General features: G+C 60.9%; 12 protein-coding genes, 1 other RNA gene and 1 pseudogene. 6 read left to right on the top strand and 8 right to left on the bottom strand.

Annotation, left to right across the window (positions count from 1 at the left end):
• Window positions 1–350: 350 nt before the first annotated feature.
• Window positions 351–2,018: an energy-dependent translational throttle protein EttA gene (ettA, locus tag QY76_RS00200; protein ID WP_015870044.1), complete on the top strand. Its 1,668-nt coding sequence runs from the start codon at window positions 351–353 to the stop codon at window positions 2,016–2,018.
• Between the two features lie 62 nt (window positions 2,019–2,080).
• Here the strand turns inward: ettA and radA are convergent, their stop codons facing one another.
• On the bottom strand, window positions 2,081–3,469 hold the full coding sequence (gene radA, locus QY76_RS00205; RefSeq protein ID WP_012847411.1) for a DNA repair protein RadA: 1,389 nt from the start codon (window positions 3,467–3,469) through the stop codon (window positions 2,081–2,083).
• A 54-nt stretch (window positions 3,470–3,523) separates the two neighbouring features.
• On the bottom strand, window positions 3,524–4,501 hold the full coding sequence (serB, locus tag QY76_RS00210; RefSeq protein ID WP_045425262.1) for a phosphoserine phosphatase: 978 nt from the start codon (window positions 4,499–4,501) through the stop codon (window positions 3,524–3,526).
• Window positions 4,502–4,607: 106 nt separating this feature from the next.
• On the opposite strand from serB, the gene QY76_RS00215 reads away from it, so the two are divergent.
• On the top strand, window positions 4,608–5,288 hold the full coding sequence (locus tag QY76_RS00215) for a YtjB family periplasmic protein (RefSeq protein ID WP_034162763.1): 681 nt from the start codon (window positions 4,608–4,610) through the stop codon (window positions 5,286–5,288).
• Window positions 5,289–5,322: 34 nt separating this feature from the next.
• Here the strand turns inward: QY76_RS00215 and rnpB are convergent.
• Together rnpB and rsmI are read right to left on the bottom strand one after the other, a co-directional pair.
• Window positions 5,323–5,701: RNase P RNA component class A (rnpB, locus tag QY76_RS17460), an RNA gene on the bottom strand.
• A gap of 25 nt (window positions 5,702–5,726) precedes the next feature.
• The gene (gene rsmI, locus QY76_RS00220; protein ID WP_045425265.1) at window positions 5,727–6,596 is read right to left on the bottom strand and encodes a 16S rRNA (cytidine(1402)-2'-O)-methyltransferase; all 870 of its coding nucleotides are present in this window, start codon (window positions 6,594–6,596) and stop codon (window positions 5,727–5,729) included.
• Between the two features lie 60 nt (window positions 6,597–6,656).
• Here rsmI and QY76_RS00225 point away from each other — a divergent pair, with 60 nt between their 5' ends.
• From QY76_RS00225 to dolP, 4 genes are read left to right on the top strand one after another with little or no spacing between them, the layout of a single operon-like run.
• Entirely contained in the window at window positions 6,657–8,675 is a 2,019-nt protein-coding gene (locus QY76_RS00225) for a penicillin-binding protein activator (RefSeq protein ID WP_045425268.1), read from the top strand.
• On the top strand, window positions 8,633–9,019 hold the full coding sequence (locus QY76_RS00230; protein WP_034162766.1) for a YraN family protein: 387 nt from the start codon (window positions 8,633–8,635) through the stop codon (window positions 9,017–9,019). The genes QY76_RS00225 and QY76_RS00230 overlap by 43 nt, the downstream gene beginning before the upstream one ends.
• A gap of 46 nt (window positions 9,020–9,065) precedes the next feature.
• Window positions 9,066–9,656 (top strand): DnaA initiator-associating protein DiaA, encoded by a 591-nt coding sequence (diaA, locus tag QY76_RS00235; protein WP_012847405.1) that lies wholly within the window; start codon window positions 9,066–9,068, stop codon window positions 9,654–9,656.
• 10 nt (window positions 9,657–9,666) lie between these two features.
• Entirely contained in the window at window positions 9,667–10,257 is a 591-nt protein-coding gene (dolP, locus tag QY76_RS00240; RefSeq protein ID WP_045425275.1) for a division/outer membrane stress-associated lipid-binding lipoprotein, read from the top strand.
• Between the two features lie 61 nt (window positions 10,258–10,318).
• Here dolP and mtgA read toward each other — a convergent pair whose 3' ends face one another.
• From mtgA to QY76_RS00260, 4 genes and pseudogenes are all read right to left on the bottom strand, one after another.
• The gene (gene mtgA, locus QY76_RS00245; RefSeq protein WP_045425278.1) at window positions 10,319–11,053 is read right to left on the bottom strand and encodes a monofunctional biosynthetic peptidoglycan transglycosylase; all 735 of its coding nucleotides are present in this window, start codon (window positions 11,051–11,053) and stop codon (window positions 10,319–10,321) included.
• A pseudogene (elbB, locus tag QY76_RS00250) lies at window positions 11,050–11,702 on the bottom strand (isoprenoid biosynthesis glyoxalase ElbB). The gene mtgA and the pseudogene elbB overlap by 4 nt, the downstream one beginning before the upstream one ends.
• 375 nt (window positions 11,703–12,077) lie before the next feature.
• A complete protein-coding gene (gene arcB / locus QY76_RS00255; RefSeq protein WP_045425281.1) occupies window positions 12,078–14,414 on the bottom strand; it encodes an aerobic respiration two-component sensor histidine kinase ArcB in 2,337 nt (778 codons plus the stop codon).
• 150 nt (window positions 14,415–14,564) lie between these two features.
• Window positions 14,565–15,470: a TIGR01212 family radical SAM protein gene (locus QY76_RS00260; protein WP_034162970.1), complete on the bottom strand. Its 906-nt coding sequence runs from the start codon at window positions 15,468–15,470 to the stop codon at window positions 14,565–14,567.
• Window positions 15,471–16,016: the final 546 nt, after the last annotated feature.

The raw sequence follows: 16,016 nt of genomic DNA on the forward strand, positions 1-16,016 counted from the left end.
CCGCGCGTCCACCGAATGATCTCCATCGCTCCGCGTAGAGCGTTGGCTAACCGTCTGAAATTCTATGACAGTGATTTTAGCAAAGCATTCCCCGTATCCAGCTTTTCTTGCACGCATTTACACGTTGCCTACGGCCTGTCGCCATCCCTTTTATCCTTTACGCACTCAATCGGGGAGAATTCACCTGGAACCGACAGAGATCGCAAGGAAAAAGCGCGATGGCACGCTATACTCGCGCTTTGTCCACCCCCTGCCCGCGGGTCGTTGTTATCCGTGGATGAACGGGCTACACTCCGCATCCACTATCGATCCGCAGCATATTCATCCGATAACAAGAGGCTCAGAGCAACGTGGCTCAATACGTCTATACCATGAACCGCGTCGGCAAAATCGTCCCGCCGAAGCGTCACATCCTGAAAGATATTTCCCTCAGTTTCTTCCCGGGTGCCAAAATCGGCGTGCTGGGTTTAAACGGCGCGGGGAAATCCACCCTGCTGCGCATTATGGCCGGCGTTGATACCGATATCGAAGGCGAGGCACGTCCGCAGCCAGGGATTAAGATCGGCTACCTGCCGCAGGAGCCGAAGCTCAATCTGGAGCAGACTGTCCGCGAGGCGGTGGAAGAGGCCGTGGGCGAGGTTAAGCAGGCGCTGACCCGTCTGGATGAGGTGTACGCCCTGTACGCCGATCCGGACGCCGACTTTGACAAGCTGGCCAAAGAGCAGGGAGAACTGGAGGCGATCATCCAGTCCCACGATGGCCACAATCTGGATAACCAGCTGGAGCGCGCCGCCGATGCGCTGCGCCTGCCAGCCTGGGATGCCAAGATCGCCAATCTCTCCGGCGGTGAGCGTCGCCGTGTGGCTATCTGTCGTCTGCTGCTGGAAAAACCGGATATGCTGCTGCTCGACGAGCCAACCAACCACCTGGACGCCGAATCCGTCGCCTGGCTGGAGCGCTTCCTCCACGACTATGAGGGCACCGTCGTCGCCATCACCCACGACCGCTACTTCCTGGACAACGTCGCCGGCTGGATCCTCGAGCTGGACCGCGGCGAGGGGATCCCGTGGGAGGGTAACTACTCCTCCTGGCTTGAGCAAAAGGATCAGCGCCTGGCGCAGGAGGCCTCTGCTGAAGCCGCCCGCCGTAAATCCATTGAGAAAGAGCTGGAGTGGGTGCGTCAGGGCGCCAAGGGGCGTCAGTCGAAGGGCAAGGCCCGCCTGGCCCGCTTTGAAGAGCTCAATAATACCGATTACCAAAAGCGTAACGAGACCAGCGAGCTATTCATTCCGCCGGGACCGCGCCTGGGCGACAAAGTGCTGGAGGTCAGCAACCTATCCAAATCCTACGGCGATCGCCTGCTGATCGATGCGCTCTCATTCAGCATCCCGAAAGGGGCTATCGTCGGCATCATCGGCCCGAACGGCGCCGGTAAGTCCACCCTGTTCCGCATGATCTCCGGCCAGGAGCAGCCGGACAGCGGTAGCATCACGCTGGGCGACACCGTGACCCTGGCCTCCGTCGACCAGTTCCGCGATGCCATGGACGATAAGAAAAGCGTCTGGGAAGAGGTCTCCGGCGGGCAGGACATCATGCGTATCGGTAACTTTGAGATCGCCAGCCGCGCCTATGTCGGCCGCTTCAACTTTAAAGGCACCGATCAGGGCAAACGCGTCGGCGAGCTCTCCGGCGGGGAGCGTGGCCGTCTGCATCTGGCCAAGCTGCTGCAGGTCGGTGGCAATATGCTACTGCTCGACGAACCGACCAACGATCTGGACGTTGAAACCCTGCGCGCACTGGAGAACGCCCTGCTGGAGTTCCCGGGCTGCGCCATGGTCATATCCCATGACCGCTGGTTCCTCGACCGTATCGCCACCCATATCCTCGACTATCAGGATGAGGGACGCGTCGAATTCTTCGAGGGGAACTTCAGCGAGTACGAAGAGTACAAGAAGCGCACCCAGGGCGCCGAAGCCCTGCAGCCGCACCGTATCAAATACAAGAAGATCGCCAAATAAGCGCGTCATGCTACGAAAAAGGCTCCCTCGGGAGCCTTTTTAACGTCAGGTTGGCATCCGCATCATGCCAGATCCTGCAGAATATCCAGCGCGTCCGACAGCTTCTTCACGCCGTACACCGTCATATTGGGGATCGCCTTCTTCGGCACGTTGGCATGGGGGACTATCGCCCGCCGGAAGCCGTGCTTGGCCGCCTCAATAATACGCTCCTGACCGCTGGCAACCGGACGCACCTCGCCCGCCAGCCCCACCTCGCCAAAGATCACCAGATCCTGCGGCAGCGGCCGGTCGCGCAGGCTGGACACCAGCGACATCAGCAGCGCCAGATCCGCGCTGGTCTCGCTGACCTTTACCCCGCCGACCACGTTGACAAACACATCCTGATCGGCCATCTGCAGCCCACCGTGACGATGCAGCACCGCCAGCAGAATCGCCAGACGGTTCTGCTCCAGCCCCACGGCAACCCGCCGCGGATTGGACATCATGGAGGTATCCACCAGCGCCTGGATCTCCACCAGCAGCGGGCGGGTCCCCTCCCACACTACCATCACCGAACTGCCGGCGGTGATCTCCTCGCCGCGGCTGAGGAAGATGGCCGACGGGTTGCTGACCTCGCGCAGCCCCTGCTCGGTCATGGCGAAGACCCCCAGCTCATTGACCGCGCCGAAGCGGTTTTTATGGCTGCGCAGGGTACGAAAGCGCGAGTCGGCGTCGCCGTCGAGCAGCACAGAGCAGTCGATGCAGTGCTCCAGCACCTTGGGACCGGCCAGAGAGCCATCCTTGGTGACGTGGCCGACCATAACGATCGCTACGCCGCGCGTCTTGGCAAAGCGCGTCAGATAGGCCGCCGTTTCACGCACCTGCGCTACGCTGCCGGGCGAAGACTGAATATCGGCCATATGCATCACCTGGATCGAGTCGATCACCATCAGCTTCGGCTGTTCTTGCTCGGCGATCAGGCAAATCTGCTCAATACTGGTCTCCGACAGCATATTCAGCCCCTCCGTCGGCAGGCCAAGGCGATGGGCGCGCATCGCCACCTGCTGCAGCGACTCCTCACCGGTCACATACAGGGTCTTCATCTGCTGTGACAGGCGGCACAGGGTCTGCAGCAGCAGCGTACTCTTGCCTGCGCCGGGATTTCCGCCGATCAAAATGGCGCTTCCGGGCACTACGCCGCCGCCCAGCACCCGGTCAAACTCGGTAAAACCGGTCGAAAAACGCGGCAGCGCCTCCAGGCTAATCTCCGACAGCTTCTGTACCTTGCTCAGGCTTCCTGCATCGCCGGCATAGCCAGACAGACGCGCGCTACGCCCCGCCGCCGGCGCCGCCGCCAGGCGTACCTCGCTGATGCTATTCCAGGCCTGACAGGCCGAGCACTGCCCCTGCCAGCGCGGATAGTCCGCCCCACACTCATTACAGACAAACGCCCGTTTCACCGCCTTTGCCACTGCCGACCTCCTTTCTGATGACTGCCCGGCGCCGCCGCTCCGCGCGGATACGCCCTAACGCTCTTCATGCTTTAACGTCGCGCTCAACACGCACAGGACACCGATGAGATCCGCATGACGAATCGCCAGCGGCGCCCGATCGTAGACGCAGGGCTTGGCATGGAATGCGATCCCCAACCCGGCACGCTGGATCATCTTCAGATCGTTCGCGCCATCGCCGATGGCGACGGTCTGGGCCAATGGGATATTCAGCCGCTGCGCCAGCTCGCACAGGGTATCCTCTTTGCACTGCGCATCCACGATCCGCCCCGTGACCCGTCCAGTCAGACGCCCGTTGTGCACCTCCAGCGCGTTGGCCACCGCGGCGCTCAAATTCAGGCGCGTGCGCAGGTGATCGGCAAAGTAGGTAAAACCACCGGAGGCAATCGCCACATGCCAGTCAAACGCCTGCAGCTTGCGCACCAGGCTGGTTAACCCCGGCATCAGCGGCAGAGCATCCCTGACCTGCTGCAGGATGGCGGCGTCGGCCCCCTCCAGCGCCGCCACGCGCTGGCGCAGGCTGGCGGCAAAGTCCAGCTCGCCGCGCATGGCGCGCTCGGTCACCGCGGCCACCTCTCCGCCGACCCCGGCCAGACGCGCGATCTCGTCAATGCACTCGATGGTAATGGCCGTCGAGTCCATATCCATCACCAGCAGCCCCGGCGAGCGCAGGTGCGGCAGACGCCCCAAGACCGCGGTATCGATGCCCTGCTCATTGGCAAGCCTGGCGGCCCTGGCGGGCATACCGCCGGCCAGGCGCACCACCTGGTAGTCCTCGATGCACCACGCGGCCACCACCACCAGTGGCGCCGCCAAGCGGCGCTGGAACGCCTGCAGCGCCGCCTTATCCAGATGACGTCCATACAGCAACCAGCCAGTATGACCGGCGCGATAGTCCAAAGGCATTACCTCATCACCGCTCAGCGACAGCGGCAGGCCGGGCCAGCGATAAATCTCGGCGGGCAGATCGCAAAAGGTAAGACTGTTGGGCATAACCACTCCTTAAAAACGCCATCCCGGCGTCAAAACTGTGCCTCAAGCTATCCTATCGTCAAGGCTTCTGGCAACATAAAGTCATTACCGGCGCAAAGGATCCCCAATGGTTAAGGCTACGCTTCGCTTCCGCCTGCACAGAACAGCCATCGTGCTGATATGTCTGGCATTATTGGTCATTCTGATGCAGGGGGCGTCCTATTTCAGCCTCAGTCATCAGCGGGCGCGGCTCGATCAGGTCGGCGAGCTGGCGCAAACCCTGGCTCAGCAGGTTGCCGCCCGCCTCTCCCCGCTCATCAATGACGATACGCCGGATACCAAAAAAATCGCCCCCATCCTGGAAACGCTGACCCGCCACAGCCGTATCCTGGATGCCAGCGTCTATGCGCTGGACGGGTCGTTGATCGCCCAGGCCGGCGAACGGGTGGAGGTGCGCGATCGGCTGGCGCTGGATGGCCAGCGCGCCGGCAGCTATTTTAACCACCAGATAGTCCAGCCGATCGACGGCCGCGATGGCCCCCTCGGCTTCCTGCGCCTGACGCTGGACACCCACGTTCTGGCAACCGAATCACAGCAGGTAGACAACACCACCAGCCTGCTGCGCCTGATGATGCTGCTAGCGCTGGCGATTGGCATCATTTTGGCACGCACACTGCTGCAGGCGCGGCGCAGTCGCTGGCAACAATCCTCCTACCTGCTGACCGCCAATGCTCCGCTGGCGGAGGAGAGCGAACGCGAGGCGTCAGCGCAGGAGCATAGCGCATCGCCGCCGCCGCCAACGTCCTAAAAAGCAAAACCCCGCCGAGGCGGGGTTTTTAGATGAAGGGAGTTGACCGGTAAGCCGGGTTCTGTCGTGGACAGTCATTCGTCTAGGCCAGCAATCGCTCACTGGCTCAAGCAGCCTACCCGGGTTCAGTACGGGCCGTACCTTGTGAACCCCTATTTGGCCTTGCTCCGGGTGGAGTTTACCGTGCCACGGTCTGTTGCCAGCCGCGCGGTGCGCTCTTACCGCACCCTTTCACCCTTACCTGATCCCGCTTTGCAGCGGGCCATCGGCGGTTTGCTCTCTGTTGCACTTGTCGTGGGCTTACGCCCCCCAGGCGTTACCTGGCACCCTGCCCTATGGAGCCCGGACTTTCCTCCCCTGCGCCCGTCTCCCCGAAAGGACGACGACACAGCGGCGACTGTCTAGTCAACTCCGGCGCGGATGATAGGCTATTCCGCCTCACTTGTCACCTGATTGCTGCGCGAGTGCGTATTTATACAGCGCATTCCTCTTCACGCCGTGAATTTCCGCCGCCAGCGCCGCCGCCTTTTTCAGCGGTAGCTCTGCCTGCAGCAGCGCCAGGGTGCGCAGCGCCTCGGGCGACAGCGCCTCTTCATCCGCCTGGTATCCCTCGACGATCAGCACCATTTCACCCTTACGCCGATTCTCATCCTGCTGCACCCAGGCCAGCAGCTCAGCCACCGGCGCGCCGTGGATACTCTCCCAGGTTTTGGTCAACTCACGCGCCAGCACCACATAGCGCTCGGCGCCCAGTTCACTGACCATATCCGCCAAACTCTCCAGCAGGCGATGGGTCGACTCGTAGAAGATCAGCGTACGGGCCTCCTGCTGCAGATCGCGCAGCCGATCGCGCCGCGCTTTCCCCTTGGCGGGTAAAAAGCCCTCGTAGCAGAAGCGATCCGACGCCACGCCCGCCGCGCACAGCGCCGTGATCGCCGCACAGGCACCCGGCAGCGGCACCACGCGAATCCCGGCCTCGCGACAGCGGCGCACCAGGTGATAGCCGGGATCGTTAATCAGCGGCGTACCGGCGTCGGAGACCAGCGCAATACTCTGTCCCTCGCGCAGCTTCGCCAGTAGCTGATCCGCTTTTTGCTGCTCATTGTGGTCATGCAATGCAAAGAAGCGCGCATTTATGGCAAAATGTTGTAACAGCATTCCCGTATGACGGGTATCTTCCGCCGCTATCAAATCGACCGCTTTCAGCGTCTCCAACGCCCGCTGAGTAATGTCTCCGAGGTTACCGATAGGCGTCGGCACCACGTACAGCGTCGCCGCAGAAATGGCAGCATGATCGTTTTGATTCATTGTTTCATCCGGTTTGTCGATTTAATATTGAGCATTCTGAAAAAATTTACTGGGTACAGTATGCTTTCCTCAATCACTGTCCGCACCAAGTCCGGACGCCTTATCCCGCTGGTTTTGGCCGCCACACTGCTGGCCGCCTGTTCCGGGCGCATATCTACCACGCCACCGGCCCCCGTACAGAGCGAAGCCACCGCTTCTGCCGACTACTATCTGCAGCAGATGCAGCAGAGTAGCGATGATAGCAAGGCTGACTGGCAATTACTTGCCATTCGTGCACTGCTGCGGGAGGGAAAGCTACCTCAGGCGGCCGACCTGCTCGGCCAGCTGCCGTCGCAGCTAAGCGAGGCTCAGCAACTGGAGCAGCGCCTGGTCAGCGCCGAGCTGGAGATCGCACGGCACGCCCCGGCGCAGGCGCAGACCATCCTGGCCAACCTGGACGTCGCCCAGCTCAGTCAGGCGCAGCAGCTGCGCTACTATCAGACGGTGATCGCCGCCGCGCAGGGGAAAACCACCCTGGCGCAGATCCGCGCCTATATCGCGCTGCAGCCGCTGCTGACGCAGGAGAAGCAGCGCAAGGCCAACATTGACGCCACCTGGGCCGCGCTGAGCACCCTGAGCCCGGCCGATCTCAACGGCATGGTGATCAACGCCAACGAAGATATTCTGCGCGGCTGGCTGGACCTGCTGCGGCTGTACCAGGATAACCGTCAGGATCCGGCGCTGCTCAAGGCGGCGATCAAAGATTGGCAGACCCGCTACCCCAATAACCCGGCGGCGACGCTGCTGCCCAGCGCACTGGACAATATCCTGCACCTGCAGTCGGCCTCTACCGCCAGCATTGCGCTGCTGCTACCCCTGAACGGTCAGGCCAAGGTCTTCTCTGACGCCATTGAGGCCGGTTTCAACGCCGCGAAAAACGGCGCGTTTACCCCGAACAGCGCCCCGGCAGCGACGGCCGACGTTAACGCCGCCGGCGCCGCCGGCGCCGTCAGCCCCAGCGCCCAGGGGGCGGACGCCGCGGCGCCCGCGGCCCCTAACGATAGCGCTGCCCTGCCGCCGCTGGACGCCGCTGGCGATCCGATCGCGCCCGGCGTCAGCCCGGGCAATCCCGACGCGCATATTCAGGTCTATGACACCAGCAGCCAGCCGCTGCCCGCGCTGCTGAGCCAGGCGCAGCAAACCGGCGCCAGCCTGGTCGTCGGTCCGCTGCTGAAAAACAACGTGGATCAACTCAATACCCTTTCTACGCCGCTGAATATTCTGGCGCTCAACCAGCCCGAGCAGGTGCAGAACCATCCCAACATCTGCTATTTCGCGCTGTCACCGGAAGATGAAGCGCGCGATGCCGCGCGGCATATCTGGACTCAGGGTAAGCGTACCCCGCTGCTGCTGATCCCGCGCAGCCCGCTGGGCGATCGCGTCGCGAAGGCCTTTGCCACCGAATGGCAGTCGTTGGGCGGCGGCAGCGTGCTGCAGCAAACCTTCGGCTCCAGCGCCGAGCTGCGCAGCACCATCAACGGCGGCACCGGGATCCGCCTGACCGGCCAGCCGGTCAGCGTCGCACCGGCCCCGTCGGCCTCGGTGACGATTGCCGGCCTGACCATCCCGGCGCCGGTGCAGCCGCCGGTAGCCAGCGGCGGCGGCGTGGACGCCGTCTATATCATTGCGACGCCGGCCGAGATCACCCTGATCAAGCCGATGATCGATCTGGCCAACGGCACCCATAACGGCATCGGTCTATATGCCAGCTCACGCAGCTATCAAGCGGGCGCCGGTCCCGATTTCCGCTTGGAAATGGAGGGCATTCAGTTCAGCGATATTCCGCTGTTGGCCGGCAGCGATCCGGCCATTCTGCAGCAGGCGCCGGCCCAGTACCGCAACGACTATTCGCTGATGCGGCTGTATGCCATGGGCGCTGATGCCTGGACGCTGGCCAACCACTTCGCCCAGCTGCGCCAGATCCCCGGCTTCCAGGTTCAGGGCGCGACCGGGACGCTGAGCGCCAACGACAACTGCGTCATCCAGCGGAAACTGCCGTGGCTGCAGTACCAGAAAGGCAGCATCGTCCCGGTTCAATAACCGCTCACCAGATCGGCGCGCACCATGAACAGCGGGCGCGCCGCTATCTGGAGCAGGCCGGGCTGCGTTTTCACGCCGCAAACGTACGCCTGCGCGGCGGTGAGATCGATCTGATTATGCGCGACGGTGCCACCTGGGTCTTTGTCGAGGTGCGCTACCGAAAAAACGCCTGCTACGGCGGCGCGGCCGCCAGCATTGATCGCCGTAAACGCCAGCGTCTACAGTGCTGCGCGGCCCGCTGGCTGGCGACGCAAAATCAGAGTATAGAGACAGCCGATTGTCGTTTTGACGTTTTGGCAATCACCGGCGGCCAGTTACAATGGCTGCCCAATGCATTTGTCTGAAGCGCATAACGCTGTTCAGGCTTTTCCAAATAAATGGACACTTACCGTGCTGGAAAGAATTAAAGGCTGTTTTACTGAAAGCATACAAACGCAAATTGCCGCAGCGGAAGCCCTGCCCGATGCCATTTCCCGCGCGGCAATGACGCTGGTGCAGTCACTGCTGAACGGCAATAAAATTCTGAGCTGCGGCAACGGCGCCTCCGGCGCCAATGCCCAGCATTTCGCCGCGACGCTGATCAATCGCTTTGAAACCGAGCGTCCAAGCCTGCCGGCCATCGCACTAAACGCCGATAGCGTGGTCTTAACCGCCATAGGCAACGATCGCCTGCACGATGAGATCTACGCCAAGCAGGTACGTGCCCTGGGCCATGCGGGAGACGTACTGCTGGCTATCTCAACCCGGGGCAATAGCCGTGATATCGTCAAGGCAGTCGAGGCGGCGGTTACCCGCGATATGACGATCGTGGCGCTGACCGGCTATGACGGCGGCGAGCTGGCCGGTCTGCTGGGGCAGCAGGATGTGGAGATCCGCATCCCGTCGCACCGCAGCACCCGTATCCAAGAGATGCATATGCTGACCGTAAACTGCCTGTGCGATTTAATTGATAATACCCTGTTTCCTCACCAGGCTGACTGAAGGAGTCGTCATGACGATGCGTTTTCCCTTAACCCGATGTTTTCCCGCGCTGGTCGTCCTCAGTGCCCTGCTGCTGCAAGGCTGCGTCGCCGCCGTGATCGGCAGTGCGACTATGGCAACCCAGGCGGCCAGCGATCCCCGCAGCGTGGGTACCCAGGTCGACGATGGCACCCTGGAGGCCCGTATCTCCAACGCCCTGAGCAAAGACGCCCAGCTGAAGAAAGAGGCGCGCGTCGTGGTAACCGCCTATCAGGGGCAGGTGCTGCTGACCGGTCAGGCGCCAAGCCAGGCGCTGATTAGCCGCGCTAAGCAGATCGCGATGGGCGTTGAAGGCACTAAGGCGATCTATAATGAGATCCGTTTAGGCCAGCCGGTCAGCCTGGGCACGGCCTCGGCCGATGCCTGGATCACCACCAAGGTACGCTCCCAGCTACTGGCCAGCGATCAGGTGAAATCCACCAATGTGAAGGTGACCACCGAAAATGGCGAGGTCTTCCTGCTGGGGTTAGTGACGCCCAAAGAGGGACAGGCCGCCGCGCAAACGGCCAGTAAAGTCAGCGGGGTGAAACATGTCACCACCGCCTTCTCGCTGCTGAAGTAAAGCCGCAACGCAATAGCCAAACATCCCCGCCGCGGCGGGGATGTTTGATGTCTATCGGCGGCTAACGCAGATCGTAGCGCTGTAAAAAAGCCTCTCCGCCCAGCTGGCGCATCTGGCGTAGGATCCAGCGCTGACGCTGCAGCACATAGCGCGAGGGTGCCCGTACGCTGAAGCGATGTGGATTAGGCAATACCGCCGCCAGCAGCGCCGCTTCTCCCGCCGTCAGCCGGCTGGCCGACTTGTGGAAATAGCGCTGGGCGGCCTCTTCAACCCCGAAGACGCCGGGGCCAAACTCCGCGATGTTCAGGTACACCGTTAAAATACGCCGCTTGCTCCACACCAGCTCTTCCGCCAGCGTCAGTGGCGCCTCGAGCCCTTTGCGTAGCCAGCTGCGACCGTCCCACAGTAGCAGGTTTTTCATGGTTTGCTGCGACAGCGTCGAGGCACCGCGCAGCGGGCCTCCCCCCTCATCCGCGCTGTCCAATGCCTGCCCGATAGCAGTGAGATCAAACCCCCAGTGCTGGGGAAACTTCTGATCCTCCGCGGCGATCGCGGCCAGCGCCATCTGTGGCGCTATCTGCGACATTGGCCGCCAGGTCTGGTGGGCAACATAGCTAAAATCACCGTGTAACCAGGCCCCGATTTGTCGCTGTACCATCACCGTGGAATAGGGCACCGGCAGCACGGCGAATATCAGCAGCGCGGCGATCCACGCCCCCAGCAGCGCGAGCACCAGGCGGCTCCCCCAACGCCTGATGCGCTGAAGCACCCGACGCGACGCTGCCGTTTGACTCATCGGGTCATATCCAGCACCTGTGCGACCAGCTTATCGATCCCCTCAGCCGCCTCGGCGATAGTGTTGGCCAGCATGTAGGCCGGCGTCGTCACGACCCGCTGCGCCTCGTCGACCACGATGTCATTCACCGCACAGGCCACGTGCTCCCCGCCCATCGCCGCAATCGCGGCGGCCGTGGCGGCATCGTTACCGATGGTCACCCGCACGGGCCCCCCAGCAGCCTGGGCAGTAGCGCCGGCGCAATGCAAATGAACCCCAGCGGCTTGCCGTCGCGGTGCATACGCGTCACCAGATGCTGCAGCGCCGGATCAATGCTGCATTCCGCGCCATCCGTCGCAAAGCTACTGAGATTTTTAGCCGCGCCAAATCCACCGGGCACGATCAGCGCATCCAGCTGGCTGGCATCCGCCTGCGCCAGCGGCGTCACATCGCCGCGGGCAATCCGCGCCGCCTCCACCAAAATATTACGCCGCTCCGCCGTCGGCTCTCCGCGCAGGTGATCGATCACCTGCGCCTGCTCCCGATCCGGCGCCAAACACACCGCCTGAGTCCCGGCGCGGGACAGCGCCAGCAGCGTTAATACCGCCTCGTGGATCTCACTCCCATCAAAGACTCCGCAGCCGCTGAGTACTACGCCGACTCGTTTCATCGCCTCTCCTCATTATCGGTGAATAGGCTCCCCATCCCGCGGACGGCAAGGAGAACGCCAAAGAATTAACCACGCTTAACTATTCGCTTTTTACGCTGCATCCGTGCCGTTCCTGCGCCCTGTGCATTAGTAACTACTTTAGGGGAAGTCAACACCCTACGGCTTTGTATTGGCAAAAAAACGAACACATCACACATTTAACTGAATGAACTAACATCCATAACCAACTTATTGGTATGTTGATGACGCTGTGCGTCGAACCGATTAGATCCATTTACGCAAACTTTTTCTTGATAATTTCTTTCATCAACTATGCGTAAATGTTCGTTTTCCCTGGTGTTGGCGCAGTCGTTGCGCACCCCGACTCCGTCGGGGTCATTTTTTATTAGCCTGCGCAACCCAGTCGCGTAAAATCTGCACGTCGTGGCGCCACTCCTGTTTCAGCTCGTCGATCCACTCCTGCACATTATCCCACCAGGCCGGCAGCGTCGGCGTCTGGATCTGCTGCGCCAGCTGCTGTAAATGACGCAGTCCCACGGAGCCTGCGGCGCCTTTAATCTTGTGTCCCTCTTCGGTAATCCCTTTCTGATCGCGCGCGGTCATATTGGACTCCAGCACCGACAGATAGCCCGGCATCATCTTCTCGAATACCGCCAGACTCTGATCGATCAGCTGCGGCCCGACCAGATCCAGATACTGCTGCAGCATCTCGGTATCCAGCAGCTCACAGAGATCGTGCGCATGGGACTCTCCCGCCTCGAGCGCCGTCGCCGGGGCGCTGTCCCAGAAGCGGCGGATCACCGCCGTCAGCGCCGGCACGGCCAGCGGCTTGCTCAGCACATCATCCATCCCTGCGTCCAGATACTCTTTCTTATCTTTCAATACATTCGCCGTCAACGCCACCAGCGGCGGCAGCGCTGGTTTTCCATAGCGCTGGCACAGCGTGCGGGCGATATCCAGGCCGGTCATATCCGGCAGCTGAATATCCAGCAACACCAGGTCATACTCCTGCGGTGCAAACATGGCCAGCGCCTCGGCGCCGCTCATCGCCACATCAACGCTGTTCCCCATCTTCTCCAGCACCGAACGTGCGACGATCACGTTCAACTCAATATCCTCAACCAGCAGGACGTGCAGCGCCGGCAGCGGCATCTCCTCCTCCTCGGGCGGCTCGCTCAACGCCTCCTCGACGACCGGCGCCCGGATGCTGAGGGTAAAACAGGCTCCCTCTCCCGCCACGCTGCTCACCACGATATCGCCGCCCATGGTCTGCGCCAGACGCTTGGAGACCGCCAGGCCAATGCCAGTGCCGGTGGCCGGTTTGCCGCCATGCATATCTTTCACCTGATAGTACATGGCGAAGATCTTATCCTGCTCCTCCGGAGGAATACCGATGCCGGTATCGCGCACCTCAAACAGCAGCTTATCCTGCTGCTCACGCCAGACGCGAACGCTGACACCGCCGCGCTGAGTAAACTTGACGGCGTTGCCGATCAGGTTCCACAGGATCTGGCGCAGGCGCGTTCCGTCCGCTATCACCTTATGCGGCAGCGCGGGATCCGGCGTCAGCGTAAAGCTCAGCCCCTTCGGCTGCACCAATAGCCCGGACAGATTCTCCAGATCCGTCAGAAAGCCGGTAAAATCGATGGCCTGGTTATCCAGCTGTACCTTGCGCCGCTCAAGTTTATCCATCTCAATGATGTCATTGAAAATATTCCCCAGCGCTATCGCGCTGACGTGGATGGTCTTCAGGTATTTCAACTGCTCCTCATTCAGCTCGGTATCCAACAGGATACGGCTGAGGCCGACGATCCCGTTCAGCGGGGTACGCAGCTCATGGCTGATGGTCGAGATAAAGGTGGTTTTTTCACGGCTTGCGTTCTCCAGGGCATCCTGATAGCGCTTGCGCTCGGTGATATCGCGCCCAAAGCCCATCAGGCCGTGGCGCTTGCCCACCCGATCATAGAAGGGCACCTTGCGCAGCTCAAAGCAGGCCTTACGCCCGTCGGGATAGACCAGCCACTGCTCGTAGGTGAGGGAAACATTATGGCGGAAAACCTTTTCATCGGTCTCGATAACCTTCTGGGCGATATCCGGATCGTACACATCGCGCGGCGTCAGTCCGATCAGCTGCTTTTCACTCTTGCCGGTCAGCAGCTCCATCGCCCGATTGCAGCCGGAAAACTCACCGTTCTCATTGCGGTAGTAGACCAGATCCGGAGAGGAGTCGAGGAATGAGCGTAGCAGCGCCGACTGCTGCTCCAGCTCTACCTGCGCCAGCTCGCGCTGATCGATCTCGTGCTGCAGGGTATCCAGTACCTGCAGGCGGGCCTCTTCGGCCTTGACGCGATCGGCAATCTCTTGGTTAAGCTGGCTGATATTGTCCTTGAGCTGCTGGTTCAGCTTCAGATCGCGGTGACGCATCTCCTCCAGCTTATTCACCAGCTTGCTCAGGCGCTGACGCGACTCCTCCAGCTGTTCCACCACCACCGACAGAAAATAGACGGCCCAGGGGGTGATCAACAGGCCGAAGAAGACCGAGCGCACCACGTCGATGCTGTCCACCTGACCACGCAGAAGCATAGTCACCGCCATCTGCACCACCATGGCCAGCAGCACCAGCGCCGATGCCAGTAGGATGGAGAAGCGCACCAGCCCAAGTTTTACCATTAAATCAACGTAATACTGGGCCAATACCCGAATTTGTTTCATCTTGCACTCCCCCGGCAATTATCTCGGTGTAAACCTATCCCCGGCGGATGTCATGACGGGAGCCAACGGCGGCGCGCCCCGTACGGCGACGCCGGTCGCTTAATAGGATAAGTTATTAATCATACCGTAAAATCCGCGCAGGAGGGCAGGCTACGACAGCGCCGAAGCCTGGCCGCCGCACTCCAGCAGATAGTTATTAATGGCGACCATCCCGGTCCAGCGGTTCTCGCACCACTGGGGGGCTAGCAGCGTGGGACGGCGAGCGCTGGCGGAAATCCGGTGATAGATGACCTCTGGCGGCGTGTGGCGGATCATCTCTCCGGCGGTGTGGACATAGCTATCTAACGCCAGATCCTGCAGGCGCCCAGCCTGCCAGGCCTTGGCCAGTACGCTGCCGGTCACAATATGCAGCGGATGCAGCTTGATCCCCTCGACGCCGGTCTCCACCACCCGCTGCAGCGTGCTGAGACTGTCCGCGTGCGCCTCGCCGGGCAGTCCAACGATCAGATGGCTGCATACTTTCAGTCCACGTGCCCGGGCGGCGCGGGTCGTACGCTGATAGCAGGCGAAATCATGTCCGCGGTTAATCCGGCGCAGCGTCTTATCGTTGGCGCTCTGCAGCCCGAGCTCCAGCCACACCTCGTAACCCTGTTCACGGTACTCCGCCAGCAGATCAAGCACGCTCTCCGGTACGCAGTCGGGACGGGTCCCGACGCACAGGCCGACCATATCGGCCTGCTGCAGAGCCTCCCGATACATATCCCGCAGGATGCAGACCTCGGCATAGGTGCTGGTATAGGCCTGAAAATAGGCCAGATAGCGTCGCGCCCGGTTAACTTTGCGCGCCTGCGCCTCCAGCTGTTCGGCGATGCTGCGCCGCTGCATCTGTTCATCGGCAAAGGAGGCCACGTTGCAAAACGTACAGCCGCCGCGGCCCAGCGTTCCATCGCGGTTAGGGCAGCTAAATCCGCCGTGCAGCGTGAGCTTATGAATTTTTTCCCCATAGCGGCGCTGTAGGTCGGCGCCGAACATATTGACCAATTGCTGCAACTGCATAATAGTAAAAGAGGCCTTATATAACCCGCTGGCAAGTTCCGCCATTATACTCCATGCCGCTTTTTTACGCGCCAACGGCGATCCCCTCGCGCCACCATCGCATCACAATTCATATTAAATGACTTTAAATTCACTGTTACACACGAAACAGCGCCGCGCTCTGCGACGATCCGCACCGGAATGAGTCTGCGATGAAAAAACAAAATTAATTATCAACATCTTCTTTATATACGACATATTAGTCTTAATTAACTTGTTTAAATAGCATACAAAATAACAAACAGGCTAATTTGACAGTGTTACCCGGTAGGCACCGCCGGTCCGCTTCTCGCGACACATCAAGGCACTTTTTTATATATTTTCATTAAAAATCAATCCTGTATCACAAAACACGCCCCGATAAACTGTGATATAGCCCACATTTGACCTGCGAAATCTTTCCCGATAAGTTGAAAAGCCGCCGGAAATAAAAACAACACCCTTCCGGATGGACACAACATCACATCATAGTTATCCAGTTAGTTACGATCCCCGCGCAACGCGTGA

This window comes from Edwardsiella sp. EA181011 (genome assembly GCF_000800725.1).
GTDB classification, from domain to species: Bacteria; Pseudomonadota; Gammaproteobacteria; order Enterobacterales; family Enterobacteriaceae; genus Edwardsiella; species Edwardsiella anguillarum.